Annotated in this window: 20 protein-coding genes; 2 read left to right on the top strand and 18 right to left on the bottom strand. The window is 64.8% G+C overall.

What is annotated here, in order from left to right; all coding sequences use genetic code 11:
• The first annotated feature begins 15 nt into the window (after nucleotides 1-15).
• Both MET49242_RS10350 and MET49242_RS10345 read left to right on the top strand, forming a co-directional pair.
• The gene (locus tag MET49242_RS10350; RefSeq protein ID WP_036282787.1) at nucleotides 16-561 is read left to right on the top strand and encodes a hypothetical protein; all 546 of its coding nucleotides are present in this window, start codon (nucleotides 16-18) and stop codon (nucleotides 559-561) included.
• 146 nt (nucleotides 562-707) lie between these two features.
• The gene (locus MET49242_RS10345; RefSeq protein WP_036287652.1) at nucleotides 708-1,103 is read left to right on the top strand and encodes a DUF3126 family protein; all 396 of its coding nucleotides are present in this window, start codon (nucleotides 708-710) and stop codon (nucleotides 1,101-1,103) included.
• A 7-nt stretch (nucleotides 1,104-1,110) separates the two neighbouring features.
• Here MET49242_RS10345 and MET49242_RS10340 read toward each other — a convergent pair whose 3' ends face one another.
• The 18 genes from MET49242_RS10340 to MET49242_RS10260 all read right to left on the bottom strand — a co-directional run bounded on the left by MET49242_RS10340 (nucleotide 1,111) and on the right by MET49242_RS10260 (nucleotide 15,471).
• Complete coding sequence (locus MET49242_RS10340; RefSeq protein ID WP_051134117.1) at nucleotides 1,111-1,743, bottom strand: hypothetical protein; 633 nt, start codon at nucleotides 1,741-1,743, stop codon at nucleotides 1,111-1,113.
• A gap of 31 nt (nucleotides 1,744-1,774) precedes the next feature.
• Nucleotides 1,775-2,164, bottom strand: a complete 390-nt coding sequence (locus MET49242_RS10335) for a hypothetical protein (protein ID WP_244430783.1) — start codon at nucleotides 2,162-2,164, stop codon at nucleotides 1,775-1,777.
• Nucleotides 2,165-2,230: 66 nt separating this feature from the next.
• On the bottom strand, nucleotides 2,231-3,613 hold the full coding sequence (locus tag MET49242_RS10330) for a sensor histidine kinase (protein WP_036282784.1): 1,383 nt from the start codon (nucleotides 3,611-3,613) through the stop codon (nucleotides 2,231-2,233).
• A 6-nt stretch (nucleotides 3,614-3,619) separates the two neighbouring features.
• Nucleotides 3,620-4,303, bottom strand: a complete 684-nt coding sequence (locus MET49242_RS10325) for a response regulator transcription factor (protein ID WP_036282782.1) — start codon at nucleotides 4,301-4,303, stop codon at nucleotides 3,620-3,622.
• Between the two features lie 33 nt (nucleotides 4,304-4,336).
• On the bottom strand, nucleotides 4,337-4,699 hold the full coding sequence (locus tag MET49242_RS10320; protein ID WP_144259563.1) for a PepSY domain-containing protein: 363 nt from the start codon (nucleotides 4,697-4,699) through the stop codon (nucleotides 4,337-4,339).
• A 171-nt stretch (nucleotides 4,700-4,870) separates the two neighbouring features.
• Entirely contained in the window at nucleotides 4,871-5,050 is a 180-nt protein-coding gene (locus MET49242_RS10315) for a hypothetical protein (RefSeq protein ID WP_036282781.1), read from the bottom strand.
• A 31-nt stretch (nucleotides 5,051-5,081) separates the two neighbouring features.
• Nucleotides 5,082-5,303, bottom strand: a complete 222-nt coding sequence (locus MET49242_RS10310) for a hypothetical protein (RefSeq protein WP_036282780.1) — start codon at nucleotides 5,301-5,303, stop codon at nucleotides 5,082-5,084.
• Nucleotides 5,304-5,342: 39 nt separating this feature from the next.
• Complete coding sequence (locus tag MET49242_RS10305) at nucleotides 5,343-5,849, bottom strand: M15 family metallopeptidase (RefSeq protein ID WP_036282778.1); 507 nt, start codon at nucleotides 5,847-5,849, stop codon at nucleotides 5,343-5,345.
• 78 nt (nucleotides 5,850-5,927) lie between these two features.
• Nucleotides 5,928-6,365, bottom strand: coding sequence for a hypothetical protein (locus MET49242_RS23315; RefSeq protein WP_051134116.1), 438 nt, complete (start codon nucleotides 6,363-6,365; stop codon nucleotides 5,928-5,930).
• Between the two features lie 12 nt (nucleotides 6,366-6,377).
• On the bottom strand, nucleotides 6,378-7,961 hold the full coding sequence (locus MET49242_RS26440) for a DUF2793 domain-containing protein (protein WP_036282777.1): 1,584 nt from the start codon (nucleotides 7,959-7,961) through the stop codon (nucleotides 6,378-6,380).
• Nucleotides 7,962-7,969: 8 nt separating this feature from the next.
• Entirely contained in the window at nucleotides 7,970-11,845 is a 3,876-nt protein-coding gene (locus MET49242_RS10290) for a glycoside hydrolase/phage tail family protein (protein WP_036282775.1), read from the bottom strand.
• A gap of 28 nt (nucleotides 11,846-11,873) precedes the next feature.
• Nucleotides 11,874-12,311, bottom strand: a complete 438-nt coding sequence (locus MET49242_RS10285; RefSeq protein ID WP_036282774.1) for an NlpC/P60 family protein — start codon at nucleotides 12,309-12,311, stop codon at nucleotides 11,874-11,876.
• Nucleotides 12,308-13,198 carry a DUF2163 domain-containing protein gene (locus MET49242_RS10280; protein ID WP_036282773.1) on the bottom strand — a complete coding sequence of 297 codons (891 nt, stop codon included), beginning with the start codon at nucleotides 13,196-13,198 and terminating at the stop codon, nucleotides 12,308-12,310. The genes MET49242_RS10285 and MET49242_RS10280 overlap by 4 nt, the downstream gene beginning before the upstream one ends.
• Before the next feature lie 9 nt (nucleotides 13,199-13,207).
• Nucleotides 13,208-13,846, bottom strand: a complete 639-nt coding sequence (locus MET49242_RS10275) for a DUF2460 domain-containing protein (RefSeq protein WP_036282772.1) — start codon at nucleotides 13,844-13,846, stop codon at nucleotides 13,208-13,210.
• A gap of 21 nt (nucleotides 13,847-13,867) precedes the next feature.
• Nucleotides 13,868-14,455, bottom strand: a complete 588-nt coding sequence (locus MET49242_RS10270; RefSeq protein WP_036282770.1) for a phage tail tape measure protein — start codon at nucleotides 14,453-14,455, stop codon at nucleotides 13,868-13,870.
• Nucleotides 14,452-14,547, bottom strand: coding sequence for a hypothetical protein (locus tag MET49242_RS26610; protein WP_371212547.1), 96 nt, complete (start codon nucleotides 14,545-14,547; stop codon nucleotides 14,452-14,454). Before MET49242_RS26610 ends, MET49242_RS10270 begins: the two co-directional genes overlap by 4 nt.
• Nucleotides 14,548-14,695: 148 nt before the next feature.
• A complete protein-coding gene (locus tag MET49242_RS10265; protein WP_036282769.1) occupies nucleotides 14,696-15,052 on the bottom strand; it encodes a gene transfer agent family protein in 357 nt (118 codons plus the stop codon).
• An 8-nt stretch (nucleotides 15,053-15,060) separates the two neighbouring features.
• Nucleotides 15,061-15,471 (bottom strand): phage major tail protein, TP901-1 family, encoded by a 411-nt coding sequence (locus MET49242_RS10260; RefSeq protein ID WP_036282768.1) that lies wholly within the window; start codon nucleotides 15,469-15,471, stop codon nucleotides 15,061-15,063.
• Nucleotides 15,472-15,485 lie beyond the last annotated feature (14 nt).

Raw genomic sequence — 15,485 nt, 5'->3', positions numbered from 1 at the left:
CAGGGGAGAATTTATATGGTGATCCGTCACGCTGTTTCTCGCGCTGCGGTCGGCATTGTCGCCGCGGGCCTTGGCGTCGCCGTTTCCGGTGAGGCTTTTGCGCAGGCCAATGTGCTCAAGGAATGCGGATCTCAATATCAGGCGGCGAAGGCGGCGAACGAACTCGCCGGCAGAAGCTGGCAGGACTTCCTGAAGGAATGCCGCACGAAGCTGTCCGAGCAGGCCAAGGAAGCCGCTCCCGCTGCCGAAGCGAAGCCGGCCGAGGCGAAGCCCGCCGAAGCCGCCGCCCCCGCGCCGGCCCCGGCCGCCGAGGCTCCTGCTCCGCTGACGCCGCCGCCGGCCGCCGAGGCCGCTCCGGCCGAAGCCAAACCCGAGGCCGCCCCGGCTGCTGAAGCGAAGCCTGCCGCGAAAGACACGAAGGCCGCCACGCAGAGCCGTCAGAAGAAATGCGCCGCCGAATGGAAGGCGCAAAAGAAGGAACTGCTGAAGGCCGACAAAAAGCTGACATGGCCGAAATTCTGGAGCAGCTGCAACAAGCGCCTTAAAGAAGCCGGCGAATAATCGCTCGCTAGAGGCCACGAATATCGCCCGGCGAATCTTCGCCGGGCGATTTTGTTTGGGTAGATCGCGGACAGGCCGGCAACGCACTTGCCCGACGCGTCCGTTCGTGTCACAGGTCTGTAATAACTGAAGGTTTGGAGGCGGGGTTGGACAAGAGCGAATTGCGAAAACTGCAAGCGTTCCTGCGCCGATCCTTCGGCAACGATGATGTTCGCGTCACTGCGGACCCGAAGAATCCGGACAATGCTGCGGTGCATCTGGGCGAGCGCAAGATCGCGTCGATTTCCGTCGACGACGAGGACGGTGATCGCTCCTTCGCTTTCGAGATGAAAATCCCCGTGGGCCGCGAAGTGCTGCAGTCCTATCTGCGCAAGCTCTTTGAAAACGACCGCCTGTCCATCGTCGCCCGCGGCCGCAAAACAGATTCGGTCGAACTGAATACGGACGGTGAATTTCTCGGCGTCATCTCGGCCGATGACGCGAAATTGTCCAGCTTCACGCTGCAGATCGCCATTCTCGATTTCGATCTCGAGGAAGAGTGAGACGCCGTTAGCGCTTCTTGCGCGCGGCCGCTTTCGTCATTCGCGTCAGGAGCCCGCGCGCGCCGTCGTAAAGCGCGTCCCAATTTTCGAGGAAGACGGGCGGAAAGCGCAATTCGACATCGAAGGCGCCGTCGCGAAACACGGACAGGCAGGCTTCCGACGCAGCGCCTGAATGCGCCTTGGGACAGCGCGCGAAAAAGATGCGTCCGTCCGGCGGCGCAATATACAGCTCCTCGAAATCGTAGGGCGAGCCCTGCTCGAAATGGCGCTTCACCAGGCCGCCAGGACCCGCCAGCGCATCGGCGGTGAGGAAGCGGGCGTAAAGCTTTCCGGGCCGCTCCGCGGGATCGAGACTGTCGTCCTTCGGCGTCACGGTGAGCATCACGGCCGGCGCGCCGGCGGCGCGCTGTTTCGCCGTCAGCGGCGTAAACGCCGGGAAAGATGCGACAAAGGCGAGGCGATCCGCCAATCCGCCGGCGCCGGTCGTTTCATCGCGCGCATAGGCTCGCGCATAGACGAATCTGGCCCCCGCCATTTCCGCTTCGACGATCCTGCGGGATTCTTCCCCCGGCGAAAACAGAATGAAGAAAGCCGCGATCACGATCAGCGTCGTGACAAGGATAGCGAGAAGGAGCTTCATCAGGCGAGGCTCGCCTTCCAAAAGGGTCAGCTCAGCTCGTTACGCGCCATTCTCCACTCTGGCGGCACGCTTGACCCTTTGCTTCCTGAGGGCGGCCGTTGATGAAGATCTTGTGGGTATAGTCGCGGCAGGAACCGCTTTCCGGCCCCGGCAAAATGAAGCCATAGGCGCCATGTTCGCCGCGCCAGCTCTTGCGCGCGCCGGAGGCCACCGCCTCCTGCTGCGCGGCGATGGCTGCGGCGCGGTCCTTCTCGTCGAGCGACTGGCCGATCGATACGCCAACCACGCCCGGCGCCGGCGGCGGCGGAGCGGAGACGACGGGGACCGCCGCCGCTGCAGAAGGCTCGGTTGTGGAACTGCAGGCGCCAACGCCAAGCGTCGCGCACAGGAGGCCAATCGCCATGGCGGCTTTCGCGCGCATCGTCGGTATCTCCGCTTGTTGATTCCGGCCGCAATTCTCCCCTCATGCAGGATCGAAGCGTGGCTGTCAAAACCCCGGCAGGCGCAACTGCGCGCGCAGTCCCCCGCCAGGACTGTCCTCGAGCGCCAGCGATCCGCCGTAGGCCGCCGCGAGATCGACGACGATGGAGAGGCCAAGCCCAGACCCCGGCTTGGTTTCATCGAGTCGGCGACCGCGCTCCGTCGCCTGCGCGCGAAGCTCCGGCGCGAGGCCGGGGCCATCATCGTCGATCGTGACGCGAAGAATCGTCCGTCCGGCCGGGTCCTGTTCGCTATCGACTGCGATATTGACCTCGGATTTCGCCCATTTTCCGGCATTGTCGAGGAGATTGCCGATCATCTCCTCCAGATCCTGCCGCTCGCCGAGAAAGCGCAGATCCTTTCCCGACCCGCCGGAGAATCTCACACCTTTGTCGCTGTAGATTTTCGTGAAGGTGCGCAGGAGCGCCTCGACGCATGGCTCGACCTGCGTCGCCGCGCCGAGCGCCCCGCCGCGCGCCGCCGCCCTTGCGCGGTCGAGATAGAATGAAATCTGGTCGCGCATGATCCGAGCCTGCTCGCTTACCTTGTCCGCGAGAGGGGAGGGGACGGCGTCCGCTTCATTGACCATGACGCTGAGCGGCGTTTTCAGCGCATGGGCGAGGTTGCCGACCTGCGTGCGGGCGCGCTCCAGAATGTCACGATTGGCGCTGATGAGCAGGTTCAGCTCACCCGCGAGAGGAGCCACTTCGCTTGGATAGTCGCCCGAGATGCGTTCACGTTCGCCGCGACGGATGGCGACGAGTTCGTGTCTCAACATTCGCAATGGCCGAAGGCCGAAACGCACCTGAAACGCGGCCACGATCGCCAGCGCTATCGCGAGTGCGGCAAAAGCGACCATCAGCTCGAACCGAAAACGCGTAATCTGCTCTTCCATTTCATCGGCGCTGCCCGCAACCTGCACGAGATAGATGCCTGTGTCGCCGACGTCGATCACGCGCTCGACAATGCGCAACCGATGTCCGTCCGGGCCCTGAGCGAAGCCGCGACGAAAGCCGCCGACTTCCGCCGGGACGCCGAGTTCGGAGAGCTTCGGCAAGCGTCCGGCGAAAAGGGAGCGCGACGCCTTGATGTCGCGCGTCTCATCGTCCATGCGCGTGATCTGCCAATACCAGCCCGATCCGGGAAGTTCGAATTGAGGGTCGCCAAGCTGTCCCGGCCCGGTGCGGCCCTCCTCGCCCGATTGCGAGACGTCGGCGACGATGGCGCGCAGATAGACGTCGAGCCGCCGCTCGAAGACCTCCTCCGCCTCCTTACGGTAATAGGCCGTGAAGAAAATGCTTGCGAGGAGCAGCACGGCGGAACTCAGCGCAGCCGCCGTCAGAAACAGGCGGGTGGCGATCGAATTTGCCGAGAGTCCCGGGAGGCGCATGCGCTTTTACCGTTTCCCGCCGGCGACCTCCGTCGGCGGCGCGGCCATATAGCCGAGGCCGCGCACGGTCTGGATGAGATCGACCCCGAGCTTCTTGCGCAGACGGCCGACGAAGACTTCCACCGTGTTCGAATCGCGGTCGAAATCCTGGTCGTAAAGATGCTCGATGATCTCGCCGCGCGACACGACGCGGCCGCTGTGATGCATCAGATAGGCGAGCAGCCGATATTCATGCGAGGTGAGCTTCACCGGCGCGCCGTCGACGACGACGCGGCCGGACTTGGTGTCGAGCCGCACCGCGCCGCAAACGAGTTCATTCGTCGCATGGCCGGTTCTGCGGCGCAGCAGGGCGCGTATTCGCGCCAGAACTTCCTCCATGTGGAAGGGCTTGGCGACATAGTCGTCCGCGCCGGCGTCGAAACCCTGCACCTTCTCGCTCCAGCGGTCGCGCGCGGTCAAAATGAGGACAGGCATGTCGCGGCCGGCTGCGCGCCATTCTTCCAGCACAGTGATGCCATCCTTCTTGGGTAGGCCGATGTCCAGCACCACTGCGTCATAGGGCTCGTTGTCGCCCAGATACTGCCCTTCCTCGCCGTCGAAGGCGCGGTCGACGGCGTAGCCGGATTGTTCCAGCGCCTGCACGATCTGGCGATTCAAATCCTTGTCGTCCTCTACGACGAGCAGTCGCAACTTTTCCCCTCCCGATAGAGCAGCCCTACGGAGTCAGTTTTCCTTGCGGCCAGAATGCGGCTGGCCGGTCGTCGCGTCGACATGAATTTTCACGACGCGGCCGTCCGGCTGCAGAACGCTGATCTCGTAGATGAAGATTTCCGCGAGACGACACAACCTCGCGCCGATCGGCTCGCCGTTCAGCTTTGCAGCTTCGGCGCGCATGCAGGTGAACGGGTCGGTCAGCTTGTGCTTCTCGATCTTCTCGCGGGTCTGGGTGGTGGAGAAGCACTGCGGCCGATCGGGCGCGCGCTCCGCGGCCTCTTCTGCGCGCGCGCAGGCAAGCGCAGCCGCGCTCACGGTTGCAAAGCAGGCGTAACGGAACCTTGTCAAGGCGGCCGGCGTTTCCTTCATCATTGACCCGATACTTCACCGCGCGCAATGAACGCGCGGTGAATGAGAGTGTTGGCCTGCGCCCGCCCCGACGCCCTCGGGCGCGTGAATAGGCTGCATTCATCGCAGAGCATCATGGCGACCTTCGGCGTAGCGCGCAATTCCCGCAACCTTGGCTGCTCATCAGCAGAAGCGTCACAGTCTCCAGCCGGGCGGGGTTGTGGTGAAACTGCGCATTACGGCCATCAGAACCGCAGAGCCGAGAGCGACGGCGCCGGCCTTGGGGTCATCCATGAAGGAAATCCAGTCGGTCGAGGCGAGCGCCCCGAAAATGGCGACCAGCGCGGCGGCGATATAGGTGCGATAACCGATCATTGCATTCTCCGTTTCGTGTGAGGGTCGCGGGTCAGGCGTGAGGCTGCGCGTGATCGACCGTCGCCAGCGCGATGCGCAGCTGGTCGGCGGTCGCATGGAGTTCGGCGGCGATCTGGTCGATCACGGCGGCGTCGGCTGCGCTCGCGCGCGCGATGGCGAGATCCTGCGCAAGCTGGCGAATTCTTTCGACGCCGAGCGCAACGGCGGATCTCACATCATTGAAAGCTGCCGTCAGATTATCGAGGGCGGACATTGATTTTCTCCTTGTCGTTGTCGCCGGAAGGTCGTCGCCTCAGTGGCGATAGCTGTGCTCGGCCGCCTGGAAATGCATCGGGTCGTTGTCGCCGTTCGCGCCGCGCCAGATCAGCCCGCATTTCTGGAAGGCTTGCGCCGCTTCGATCGGAATGAAGCCGGGGCGCCATTTCGCAGGGAAAGGATTGTGTTGCGGATCGATGTCGAGCGCGGCCCCCCAGCTGTGGATCGACCATGAATGGCTCGATCCGCGCTTCAGTCGCACCATCAGCGAGCCGCCCGTCAGATGCATACGGTGCGCCTCGATGTCCTTTTGCGTTCCGTAAAGTTTTTTGATGGAGAGCAGCGCCTCGCCGAAAGCGTCCCGGCATTTCCTGTGGAAGCGCAGCGCCCTCACCGGCGGCCCCCAGGAGTAGCGCATGGCGTAGGGGGGAACGAGATCGACGATGTTGTCGCGCTCCCATTTGGGATTGATCGAGCTGTGCAGCACGGGATCGCCGTAAAACTCGATCAATTCGGAGACGACGCGTTCATGTGGCCAGTTCATTGCGGGTTTCCTTTCAGGCAAGCGGACGTAATCGCGCGCGCTGGCGCACGAGATTTGCGTTGGGCGTGAAGAGAGGGCTCAGGCGTCGATTGTCGCGGCGACGCGGAAGAGTTCGTCGAGCGCCGCCTCGCTCAAATCGAAGACGCCGGCGAGCGCTTTGACGAAAACGCCATTGCGCTCCACATGCGTCGCATATTCCCAGGCGAGGGCCAGCGTCGGCTGTTCAGCGCGCTGCGAGTCGATGTAGGCGTTGACGGCGTCGAGCAGCGTTCCACCGTTCTTTGCCGGCGTGCGCCGCAGGATTTCGCGCGCCTGAAACATTGTCACCGATTCCGGCGCAGAAGCGACAACGTCTGGCGGCGAAAACGTCTCGCCGTCGTAAATCCACCCCGGCCCGGCGTTTTGCGCCGGCAACGCAATCACGCCGCCGTCGGTCGGGGAATGTCCGCTCGGGAAGTTCTCTTCGGCCTCGACGACGTTTTCCACGACGCCGTCGCGAATGAGGGCAAATCGCATGGCGACCTCCGATCAGAAATATTCGATGATGATGGCGTAACCCGCGCCGCCGGCGCCGCCGGCTCCGCCCGAGCCGCCATTCTGGTGTGCGCCCCCGCCGCCTCCGCCGCCGCCGGGAAAGCCTCCCGCGCCGCCATTGCCCGCCGCCGTGAGCGACGAGCCGCCGCCGCCGCCGCCGCCGCCCGGCTGGTCGACGGGTCCGACGCCGGCAGCGAAGGACGGCCCGGCGCCTCCACTGACGCCGGCCGCGCCGGCGGCGCCCTGCTGGGCCGTGTTGTTGACGTAGAGGAGTCCGCCCACGCCGCCCGGGCTAACAGCGTTCGCGGCCGTAAGGCCGCCGCCCGCGCCGCCTCCCGCCGACGCCTTGCGAACCGTTCCTCCCGCCGCTCCCGCCGCCCCCGCTGCGGGGCCGCCTCCGCCGCCGGAGCCCACGTCTCCGCCGAGCGAGCTTCCGCCCTGCGCGCCCGCGCCGCCATTGGCGAGGCCGTAAGCGCCCGCGCCCGCGGTCGGCCCCGAACCGCCGCCGCCGTTGATATCCGCGCCGCCGCCGCCGCCGCCCGACGCGACAGCGAGTCCGCCCCCGGCGCCGCCGCCGCCTCCTCCAGCCCTGATCAGCGTTCCGAAGGCCGTGGCGCCCCCGGCGGCGCCTGCGTTGCCGGCTGTAGAGTTTGTCGTCTGGGCGGAGCCCGGCGCGCCCCCGGCGCCGATGGCGATGACCTTGCCGGCGCCGATCTGCGCCGCCGTGAAGCGCCCGCGGTTGACGCCGCCGCCTCCGCCACCTCCGCCGCCCGAAGCCGCCGCTCCGGCCGCCTGACGCGCCCCCGATCCGCCGCCGCCTCCGCCGCCGAAGAGGATCACGTCCGCAAAGCGCAGGCCGGGCGTCGGCGTGTAGACGCCGCTGGAGGTAAAGGCGACGATTTTCGTCGGGCCGCCGTTGGGAAACGACACTGCGCCGGTTGTCCTGTCGACGACGATTCCATCTTTCCAGGTCGAACCGTCGGGAGAAACTTTCACGCGAAAATCGTCGTCGCCTGTGAGCCCCGTCTCGGCGCGTCCGGAGTAGCCGGACTGATAGAGCTGCGAGACCGTATTCGCCGCGCCCTCCTTGTTGAGCGTGACGCGCAGATCGCCCGAGCCGCTTTCTGCGACCGGCTTCGCGGTGAAGAGCGCGGCGTTGAGTTTCGCGGAAAGCGGATTTGCCGCGTTGGCGAGCGTTCCCACGCCGAGGCGCGCGAGATTTTGGAATTCGTCGAACGTCGATCCGACGTCGATCCAGCCGGCGCCGTCAAAGACGAGCAGGCGGGATTCGTCCGCGACATAGACGCGCCAACCGGCCTGCGGCGAAAGAAAGGTCCAGCCGCCCGCGAGAAAGGTTGCGACCTGAAAGTCCTTGCCGGCGAAGGCGCCGGTTGCGGCCGAGCCGACGAGAAGGCGATCGCCTTCCGCCGGCGTCGCCGGCGGCGTTGTCGCATCGCGCGCGCTGACGGCAAGATGCGCGAGCGCATCGAGCAAAGCGAGCGCTTCATTGTGCGTGACGTGTTTCTGCGCTTGCGCCGCATCGATGAGCGGCAGCGCTAGATGTTTTGTGAGCGTCATCGGTTTCCCTATTGAACGTCGAGCGTCACGGTGAGCGGAAAGCCGCGTCCGACCGTGGCGCTGATTTGATAAATCGAGAGGCTGATTACGCTTTGCTCTGCGCCGAAATCGGCGATCTCCTGCGCGGCGGGATAGAGGATCGACGGCGTCGTCGCGACGAGCCTGCGTGTCCCGACCGGAAGCGGGATCTCCGCCTCATAGGCTTCGCTTGCTTCGCCCAGCGGGACGTCGAGCGTCTCCCATGCGTCGGAGTCGACGCGCGATCGCCTGATGAAGCTGATCACGATTCCATTCCCAGTCCGCAGAGCGCGCGCCTGCGTCGGCGCATAGGGCCGCAGCGACTTGTTGGTCGCCGTGACGGCGGCGCGCACATAGAGCGGGTCGGCGTAGTTCCGGTCGGCGGGACCGATCGCATAGGTAATCGGAGCGCCGATTTCGGAAACCTTGCGCGCCAGCGGAACCAGCGCATCGTCGAGTAGCACGACAGTCGACCCCGCCGGCGCATCGCGCGCCGCCAGATGTTCCTCGCCTCCCAGCCCGCGAATGAGCCGCGAGAGTCGAAAGGTGCGGGCCGCGACAAGTTCGGCGTGCGCGAAGGAAAAGATCTCCCACGCGCCGTCGCCGCCCTGTATCGCCATGGCGCTTTTTCCCGCGAGCGCGGCGAGATCGTCGACCGAAGCGAGTTCGCCCCCGCTCAATCTCACCGTCACGCTCGATCCATTGTCGAAGCGCGCCACAGGTCCGGCGCGCAACGTGTCGAGCGTGTCGCCGATCGTCCCGCGCTTGCCGATCACGCCGACAGTTTCGGCGTCGCCGCCCGTCAATTTCACGATTGCCAGCGATCCCGGCCAGGGATCGGCGAAAGCAGCGACATATGACAGCGCGGGCTGGTCGCGTTCGATCGCGAGATCGAGCACAACGACGCGCGGCGGCCCCAGAATTTTTGGCGAAGCGGTCGCGTTGCGTGAAATTCGCGGCGCGGGGACGTCATAGACGGAGGGATCAATGGCGCGCGCGCTCACCTGCCGCGCAGCGCCGTCCGTGATCCGCTGGATCTGGAACAACCGCCCGCCGCCCGCGGCGCCGAGACGCACGAGATCGCTCGGCCGGAGCGCAACGAGTCCCGGCCGCAGCGCGAATTCCGCCGTCTCACGCCCGATCCACAAATCCTGCAGCCAGACATTGGCGAGCATTTGCGCGTTGGCGCGATGCGTCATCACCGCCGCCTGCGCTTCGCTCTGGCGCGCGGAGAGGCCTTCAAGTCGGCGCGACAGCACGCGGGCCATCTGGAAGTCGTTTTCCGAGTCCGAATAGGAAAGCGCGATCTCATGCGGCAGTTCGCTTTCCTGCGCGCGCGTCAGCGTGACGAGCGTAGCGTCCCTGCCGGCGACGAGATCATCGTCGTCAATCGACGTCGCCGGTCCCCTGCGCTCGACGAAATCCAGCTTGCCGCCTCCGACGACCGCGTCGAAACCATAAAGCGCGCAAAGCGGATCGATTGCTTCGCGCGGCGACATTGGCCGCTCCACAACATAGCCGTCGAGAAAGCCGCCGATATTGGGCCGATCGACCACGAGGCCCGGCGCCTCGACGGCCTTCGCCAACTCCACTGCCAGACGATCGAGCGGAACGCCCTCCAGTCGGCCGTTGAGCCAATGTCCGGTCTCCCAGTTCGCCGCATCGCTCCACACGGCGCTCTGAGAGGGGAACGCAGGGAAAGGCCGCGCATCCCAGCACCAGACATGAATGCGGGAAGGATCGACCATCGGACCGCCGTAAACAGCCGACGCGGGATTCGCTGTCGCGCCGCCGGGACGAGTCGGATCGAAATGTGCGATCATCGCTTCGAGAAAGCGCGCCTGCATCAGATCATCGCGACCGTCGCGCGAGAAATAGGGGAGTCCTCCCTCGCTCGAGCGCGCGTCGGGAAAGACATTCGGCGCATTGGCTCCGCGATCGACCGCGGGACATCCCGTCTCCATGATCCAGATCGGTTTGGACTGCGGAACCCAGGCCGTGGGCGCCGCGAGCTCCGCGTCGCCGACTCGCTCGTAATGCTGTTGCGACCAGAAGGAGAGAAAGTCCTTCTGCCGATGCACCCAAGGCTTGCCGAGGCCATCCGTGATCGGCGTGCGGACTTGCGCGGCGCGCGCGCTGGCGTCCGCGTAATACCAGTCGTAGCCTTCGCCTGACGCGACCCGTGACGTCAGATAAGCGAGATCATGGACGCTCGCCGTTTCCTGCGCGTCGAGATGCGCGTCGCCGTCACGCCAGTCGGAGAGCGGCCAATAAACGTCGACGCCGATAAAATCGACAGCGCTCGACGCCCAGAAGGGATCGAGCGGAAAGCGCAATTCCCCCGCCGTCGGAACATGCGCGCCATATTCCGTCCAGTCGGCGGAATAGGAGACCTTCGTCGCGCCGCCGACGATCTCCTTCACGTCCGCCGCCAACGCCGTGAGCGCCGTGACGAATGGATATTGTCCGGGCGCAGAGCGCACGCGCGTGAGGCCGATCATTTCGGAGCCGATGAGAAAGGCGTCGACTCCCCCGGCGGACTGGCAGAGATTGGCGTAGTGCAGGATGAAAGTCCGGTAACGCGCGACGAAGGCGTTGATCTGCGAAGCCGCAGCCGCCGTTGCGTCCGGCGAAGCGGGCCGACCCGGCGCGGGATCGCAGGTGATGCGTCCGCGCCAGGGAAACACCGGCTGCCCATCCCCGCCCGTGTAAGGATTGGCCAAGGTGTTGCCCGGCGGCACATCCATCATCAGGAATGGATAGAAAACGACCGAAAGCCCGCGCGCCTTCAGATCGGAAATGGCGGCGACGACCGAGGCGTCGCTCGGCGTGCCGCCGTAAGCCGCGCGGCCGTCGATCTGGGAAACGATTTGCGCTGTCGTTCGCGTCTGACCGGCGACGGACCAGTCCGGCGGCCAATAGGGGCCGATGATGTAATTGAACTGGCCGATGGTCTTGAACGGCGCATCGACGCGCGGCGTGATCGTGCAATGCTCCGCGCGCAGATCGTCGCCAAACCACGCGACGACGAGAGCCACGCTTTCGAGGTTGGGACAGAGCGCCTGCAATGCGTCGATCGACGCCGTCCAGTCGGTAGCCGCCGTCAACTGATGACGATTTTCCGCCGCCGTCGCTCCAGGCGAATAGAAATTCAGCTTCAGCGTCGGCAGATAGCCGGCCTCGGTCGCGCCCGGAATGAGATCCACGCCGCGGATCATTTCGCCGAGCCCCGCGACAGGCTTCACCACCTCGAATGTGAATTGCGGAATGCGATTGCCGAAAGCGGCGAGGGGGAGATCGTCAAAGACAATATAGGCGAGGCCGCGATAGGCCGGCGCATTGCCGCCGCCTTCCTTGGCGACGATCAGCGGATCCGGCCCCTGATTCTCTGTTCCCGTATAAATGCGGATCGGCAGCGTCGTCATGTCGAGTTCCGAGCCATCGGCCCAGATGCGGCGCACGAAAGCGATCGGCCCTTCGCAGAGGGCGATGGCGAAATTCGCCGAATAGGAATAGGTGAAATTGAAGGTCGGCGCGTCGCCGCCGCCGGTTCCCTTGCCGCTTTTCTGACTGTTTCCGGGAGCGACGGACACGCGCTCGAGAAAGCGGGTCGCCCAGATCATCTGTCCCCCGATGCGCGCGCGGCCGTAGACGCGCGGAACGCCCCCGCCTTCCATGGATGTAACGCCATCCATGGATTTCAGCCGCGGGCCGATGGAATAGCGTGGCGAAGATTGCGGCTGCAGCGCCTGATCGATGAAGGCGCCGCCGGCGGCTCCAACGAGTCGTCCGATTGTCGAACCGATCGGCCCGGCCACGGCGCCGCCGACCACGGAGCCGATCGTCTGTAGAACGAGCGTCGCCATGAATACCTCGAAAAGGTGAGATGGTGCGTCAGCCGGAGACGCCGGGAAAAGCGAATGCGGCGGTTATGCGTTTGCGCCAATGCATTCCGACCGGCGTCTCCGAAACACCGGCGCCGCTGTGCGCATGCACCATATGCGTCGCGGAGGTCGCAATGCCGAGATGCTTTGCCGGCAGATGATCCCGAAAGCGAAAGACGAGAACATCGCCGGCGCAATACGCATTGGGCGGCACGGCCACGAAATGTCGATGAGCTGCTTCGAGAAGCGTCTCGACGCCGAGCGTCTCCGCCCAGTCCGGCGTGTATGGCGGCGCGCGTTCGGGCTCGTCGCCGATCACTTCACGCCACACGCCGCGAACGAGCCCGAGGCAGTCGCAGCCGACGTGAAGGAGCGACGCCTGATGCGTGTATGGCGTCCCGATCCAGCGACGCGCCGCAGCGACGATTGCTTCGCGTTCGAGGCTCATCGAAAAAAGCTCCCTCCGTCCATCGCCGGCGCCAGCGCGCTGGGATAGGCGATAACGCGATCATTGCCCGGCATATGCGGGAAGCCGCGATAGTTGACGATGTTGTTGAACCTCGTCTGGCAGGTCGATGGAGACTTGTCGCATCCTGCGGTCACCGAAACCGCGTCGCCTGCGATGACCATAGCCCCAGGAGGAGTCCAGAGCGCAATGCTCGCGCGCGATGCTTCCTGCAAGTGTGATTTCACTGTGAGACGCACGCCGGCGTTGTCGCCGTTCGTGAATTCCAGAACGCCGCCAGTGAAGAAGCCGCTGACAAAGGAGGCCGCGAGGTCGAGCGTCATCACGCCGCCAGCGAATGAGACGACCGTTCCCGTCGTATGCAAACCCGCCGTTGCGAGATTGACGCCGCAACGCGCATCGCCGAGCTCCGCGGAGCACCCGCGCTGAAAAGCGCGGCCCTGTTGCTGCTCGAAGATATGGGCGGCAGAGCGCAACTCCGCATGGAATACGAATTCCCCGCGCCGCACTTCTCCGATCGTCGACACGTCGAGCAACAAACGGTCCGAGACATTCCTCCAGTCGACAAGCCATGTCTCTACCGAGGCGCCGTCGTAAAGCCCGTTGAGAAGATCGGCCTCACGCAAACTGTCGTCGGTCAGCGCGCCGCTCGCCTCCGCTGTTCCTGGCGCGAGGCCGAGGCCGCTTTCGAGTTGCGACGCGGATAGCCCGGCGCCGGCGCTAAATGTCACGCCGTTGAAGGAAAGATCCCGGTCGTGATCCGTGAAGCCCATTACAACGCCGCCCCGTCGCGCGAGCCGCCAGCAATTGCAAAAGCTTGTCGCGCGAGATTCCAGTTTCGCCAGCATGGAAGGAGAAAGATTCAGCATCGTGGTTCCTCACAACGCAATTTCGATGACCGGGATTTTCGGAATGACTCCGGCCTCGAATGCCTGCATGTCGATTTCGAGAAAGTCGGTGTCGAAACGAACCGGCACGTCGAAATGAAATCCCGCAGTCACGACGGCGCCTGCTGCAGGAATCTGTCCCGGCGCAAATGTCACGAGCCCCGTCGTGGTATCGACCGACATTTGCAACGCGGTCTTCTCCACGCCATCGACTGCGACGCGCACACTCCCGGCGACCGGCTTTGCGATGGCTCGCGTATAGGCGGAAAAGGCGCCGCCATAGTTCTTCACGAGCTGGAAAGTTGCGCGCGTTCCATCCCCCGCGCCGATGACCTGATCTGTGGGCGAAATCGTTGCGCCTGGCGTGCAGGACGCGTGATCGACTCGATCGCGCCAGCGGAAGCCATAGAGTCTTCCGCGCCGCTCCTCGAAAAACTCGATGACTTGCGCGAGCTGTGTGAGGCTCTTTACGCCATAGCCCGCTTCGTAGCGTCGCCGCGAATGCGCCCAGCGCGCGTTTCGGGCCTCCCGGTTGGAGCCCAGCGTCACTATTTCAGTGCGTCTCTCCGGTCCTCCACTGCCATGCAGGGAAACATCGAGCGGAAAGCGGACCTCGTGAAAATCGCTCATGCGCTATCCCTTCGAGAATGGTCAAAGATTGCGTTGGCCTCGCGCCACAGCGCGCGCGAGCGCGCCGGTGATCTGCGCCTCCGAACGGCGGAAGCTTTCGATATCCTGTGCGGCGATGTTCACCGTCACGGCTACCGGCGCGCGGCCAGTCTGTGCGACCACGCCGAGCCGTCCGTCGGCGCCGCGTGCAAGCGGCATGATCGCCTCGGCTCCGCGTTCTCCCATCAACCCGACTGTTCCGCCATTGGCGAAATAGGCAGGACTTGCGACGACGCCGCCTTCCGCGAAGGGCGTGACGGCGCCGCTCCCGCTGAAGGCGTTTGAAAAGAGGCCGCTCAGCCCGCTTACGAGGCCCTGGGCCAAGGCCCTGGCGCCTTCGCGCATAGCGACTCTCGCCAGCGATTGCGCGATTGCCGCGAGAGTCTCGTTAAAACTCTTGCCGCTCGTGGACGCTGCGCCAAAGCCGTTGGAGAGGGTTCGAGTGACGTTGCCCGCGGAAACATTGATCTGGTCGAGCAACGCTTTCATCGCCTTGAGATCCTGGGCGGCGAGCGGGTTGTTTGCTCCAGGCTGATTGAAGACGTCGGGAAAATTATCTGCTTCAGTCACTTTGGAGGCCTCGCGTCTGGAAATTCGCGCATCAATTCATCGAGGGTCGCGCGTGACGGCGCCCCGCCACCACGTCCGTAGACGCCTTCCATCGCGCGATGCAGTTCGCGCGGCGTCATCGACCAGAAGTCGCGGGGGGGGGGCGAAGCCGCAGGACGCCCAGGCCAAAGGCCATGGCGCGCGAGAACGGAAAAGGCGCGCGGGGAGAGGGATCGCGCGCCGTCTTCGTTCGCTTCGCCGTCAGGCGTCCTGCGGCGTCGGAGGGTTTTGCGGCGCGTGCGGCTCCGGCTCGTCGCCGAATGTCGCGGCGAGGAGGTTCGCCGCAATCTGCACATAACCCGCAAGTCCCCCCGAAACCTTCATCTGCGCAACGTCGTCGTCGCTCAGCGCATGTCCGGCGCCGCGCAGCCCGCAGCCGATGATGCGGAGAATGTCGCGGGCGGAGAGTCGACGCGCCTCGAAGCGTTCCGCCAGCGCGACGAGGTCATTTGCGCCCAGTCCGCTTTCGAGCTCCGCCAATGCGCCGAGCGTAAGACAAAGTGTGTAGGTTTTCCCGTCGAGCAGCGCCTCGATCTCGCCGCGCTTCGAATTCGCCATGACTCGCCTCAGATTGCCGTGAAGGTAATCGCGCCCGCGGAGTCGAGCGAGATGTCGAAAGTTACTTCCGCAGCATGTTCGCCGCGATAGTCGAGATTGGAAATCTGAAATGGTCCGCTGAGCACGCCGAAGCCGGGGACGACAATTTCCCAGTCGCGCAACGACCCGTCGAAAAACGCCTGACGGAGCATCGCGTCCGACGCCTGGTCCTTGAATACGCCGGTTCCGGAAACGCTGGCGCGTCTGACGCCGGCGCCGCCGAGCAATTCGCGCCAGCGGCCGTTCGACTCTGCGTCGGTGACGTAGACCGTATCGGCGTTAAGCGCGATGCGTCGTGTGCGCAGTCCGGCCACGGTTACGAAGCCGCCGGCGCCGTCGCCGATCTTCAACAACAGATCCTTGCCTTTTTGGGCGGACATCTTCGTAGTTTCCT

This window comes from Methylocystis sp. ATCC 49242, from assembly GCF_000188155.2.
GTDB lineage: Bacteria > Pseudomonadota > Alphaproteobacteria > Rhizobiales > Beijerinckiaceae > Methylocystis.
This window is presented reverse-complemented; position numbering and strand designations above follow the sequence as displayed.

Coding starts and splice junctions, on each gene's coding strand:
- MET49242_RS10280 (WP_036282773.1), bottom strand. CDS start 13,198: ATGCTGAATCTTTCTCCTTCCATGCTGGCGAAACTGGAATCTCGCGCG.
- MET49242_RS23315 (WP_051134116.1), bottom strand. CDS start 6,365: ATGCGATTTGCCCTCATTCGCGACGGCGTCGTGGAAAACGTCGTCGAG.
- MET49242_RS10310 (WP_036282780.1), bottom strand. CDS start 5,303: ATGTCCGCCCTCGATAATCTGACGGCAGCTTTCAATGATGTGAGATCC.
- MET49242_RS10320 (WP_144259563.1), bottom strand. CDS start 4,699: ATGATGAAGGAAACGCCGGCCGCCTTGACAAGGTTCCGTTACGCCTGC.
- MET49242_RS10265 (WP_036282769.1), bottom strand. CDS start 15,052: ATGGCGAATTCGAAGCGCGGCGAGATCGAGGCGCTGCTCGACGGGAAA.
- MET49242_RS10305 (WP_036282778.1), bottom strand. CDS start 5,849: ATGAACTGGCCACATGAACGCGTCGTCTCCGAATTGATCGAGTTTTAC.
- MET49242_RS10285 (WP_036282774.1), bottom strand. CDS start 12,311: ATGAGCCTCGAACGCGAAGCAATCGTCGCTGCGGCGCGTCGCTGGATC.
- MET49242_RS26440 (WP_036282777.1), bottom strand. CDS start 7,961: ATGACGCTCACAAAACATCTAGCGCTGCCGCTCATCGATGCGGCGCAA.
- MET49242_RS26610 (WP_371212547.1), bottom strand. CDS start 14,547: ATGGAAGGCGTCTACGGACGTGGTGGCGGGGCGCCGTCACGCGCGACC.
- MET49242_RS10340 (WP_051134117.1), bottom strand. CDS start 1,743: ATGAAGCTCCTTCTCGCTATCCTTGTCACGACGCTGATCGTGATCGCG.
- MET49242_RS10315 (WP_036282781.1), bottom strand. CDS start 5,050: ATGATCGGTTATCGCACCTATATCGCCGCCGCGCTGGTCGCCATTTTC.
- MET49242_RS10335 (WP_244430783.1), bottom strand. CDS start 2,164: ATGCGCGCGAAAGCCGCCATGGCGATTGGCCTCCTGTGCGCGACGCTT.
- MET49242_RS10275 (WP_036282772.1), bottom strand. CDS start 13,846: ATGAGCGATTTTCACGAGGTCCGCTTTCCGCTCGATGTTTCCCTGCAT.
- MET49242_RS10260 (WP_036282768.1), bottom strand. CDS start 15,471: ATGTCCGCCCAAAAAGGCAAGGATCTGTTGTTGAAGATCGGCGACGGC.
- MET49242_RS10330 (WP_036282784.1), bottom strand. CDS start 3,613: ATGCGCCTCCCGGGACTCTCGGCAAATTCGATCGCCACCCGCCTGTTT.
- MET49242_RS10290 (WP_036282775.1), bottom strand. CDS start 11,845: ATGGCGACGCTCGTTCTACAGACGATCGGCTCCGTGGTCGGCGGCGCC.
- MET49242_RS10350 (WP_036282787.1), top strand. CDS start 16: ATGGTGATCCGTCACGCTGTTTCTCGCGCTGCGGTCGGCATTGTCGCC.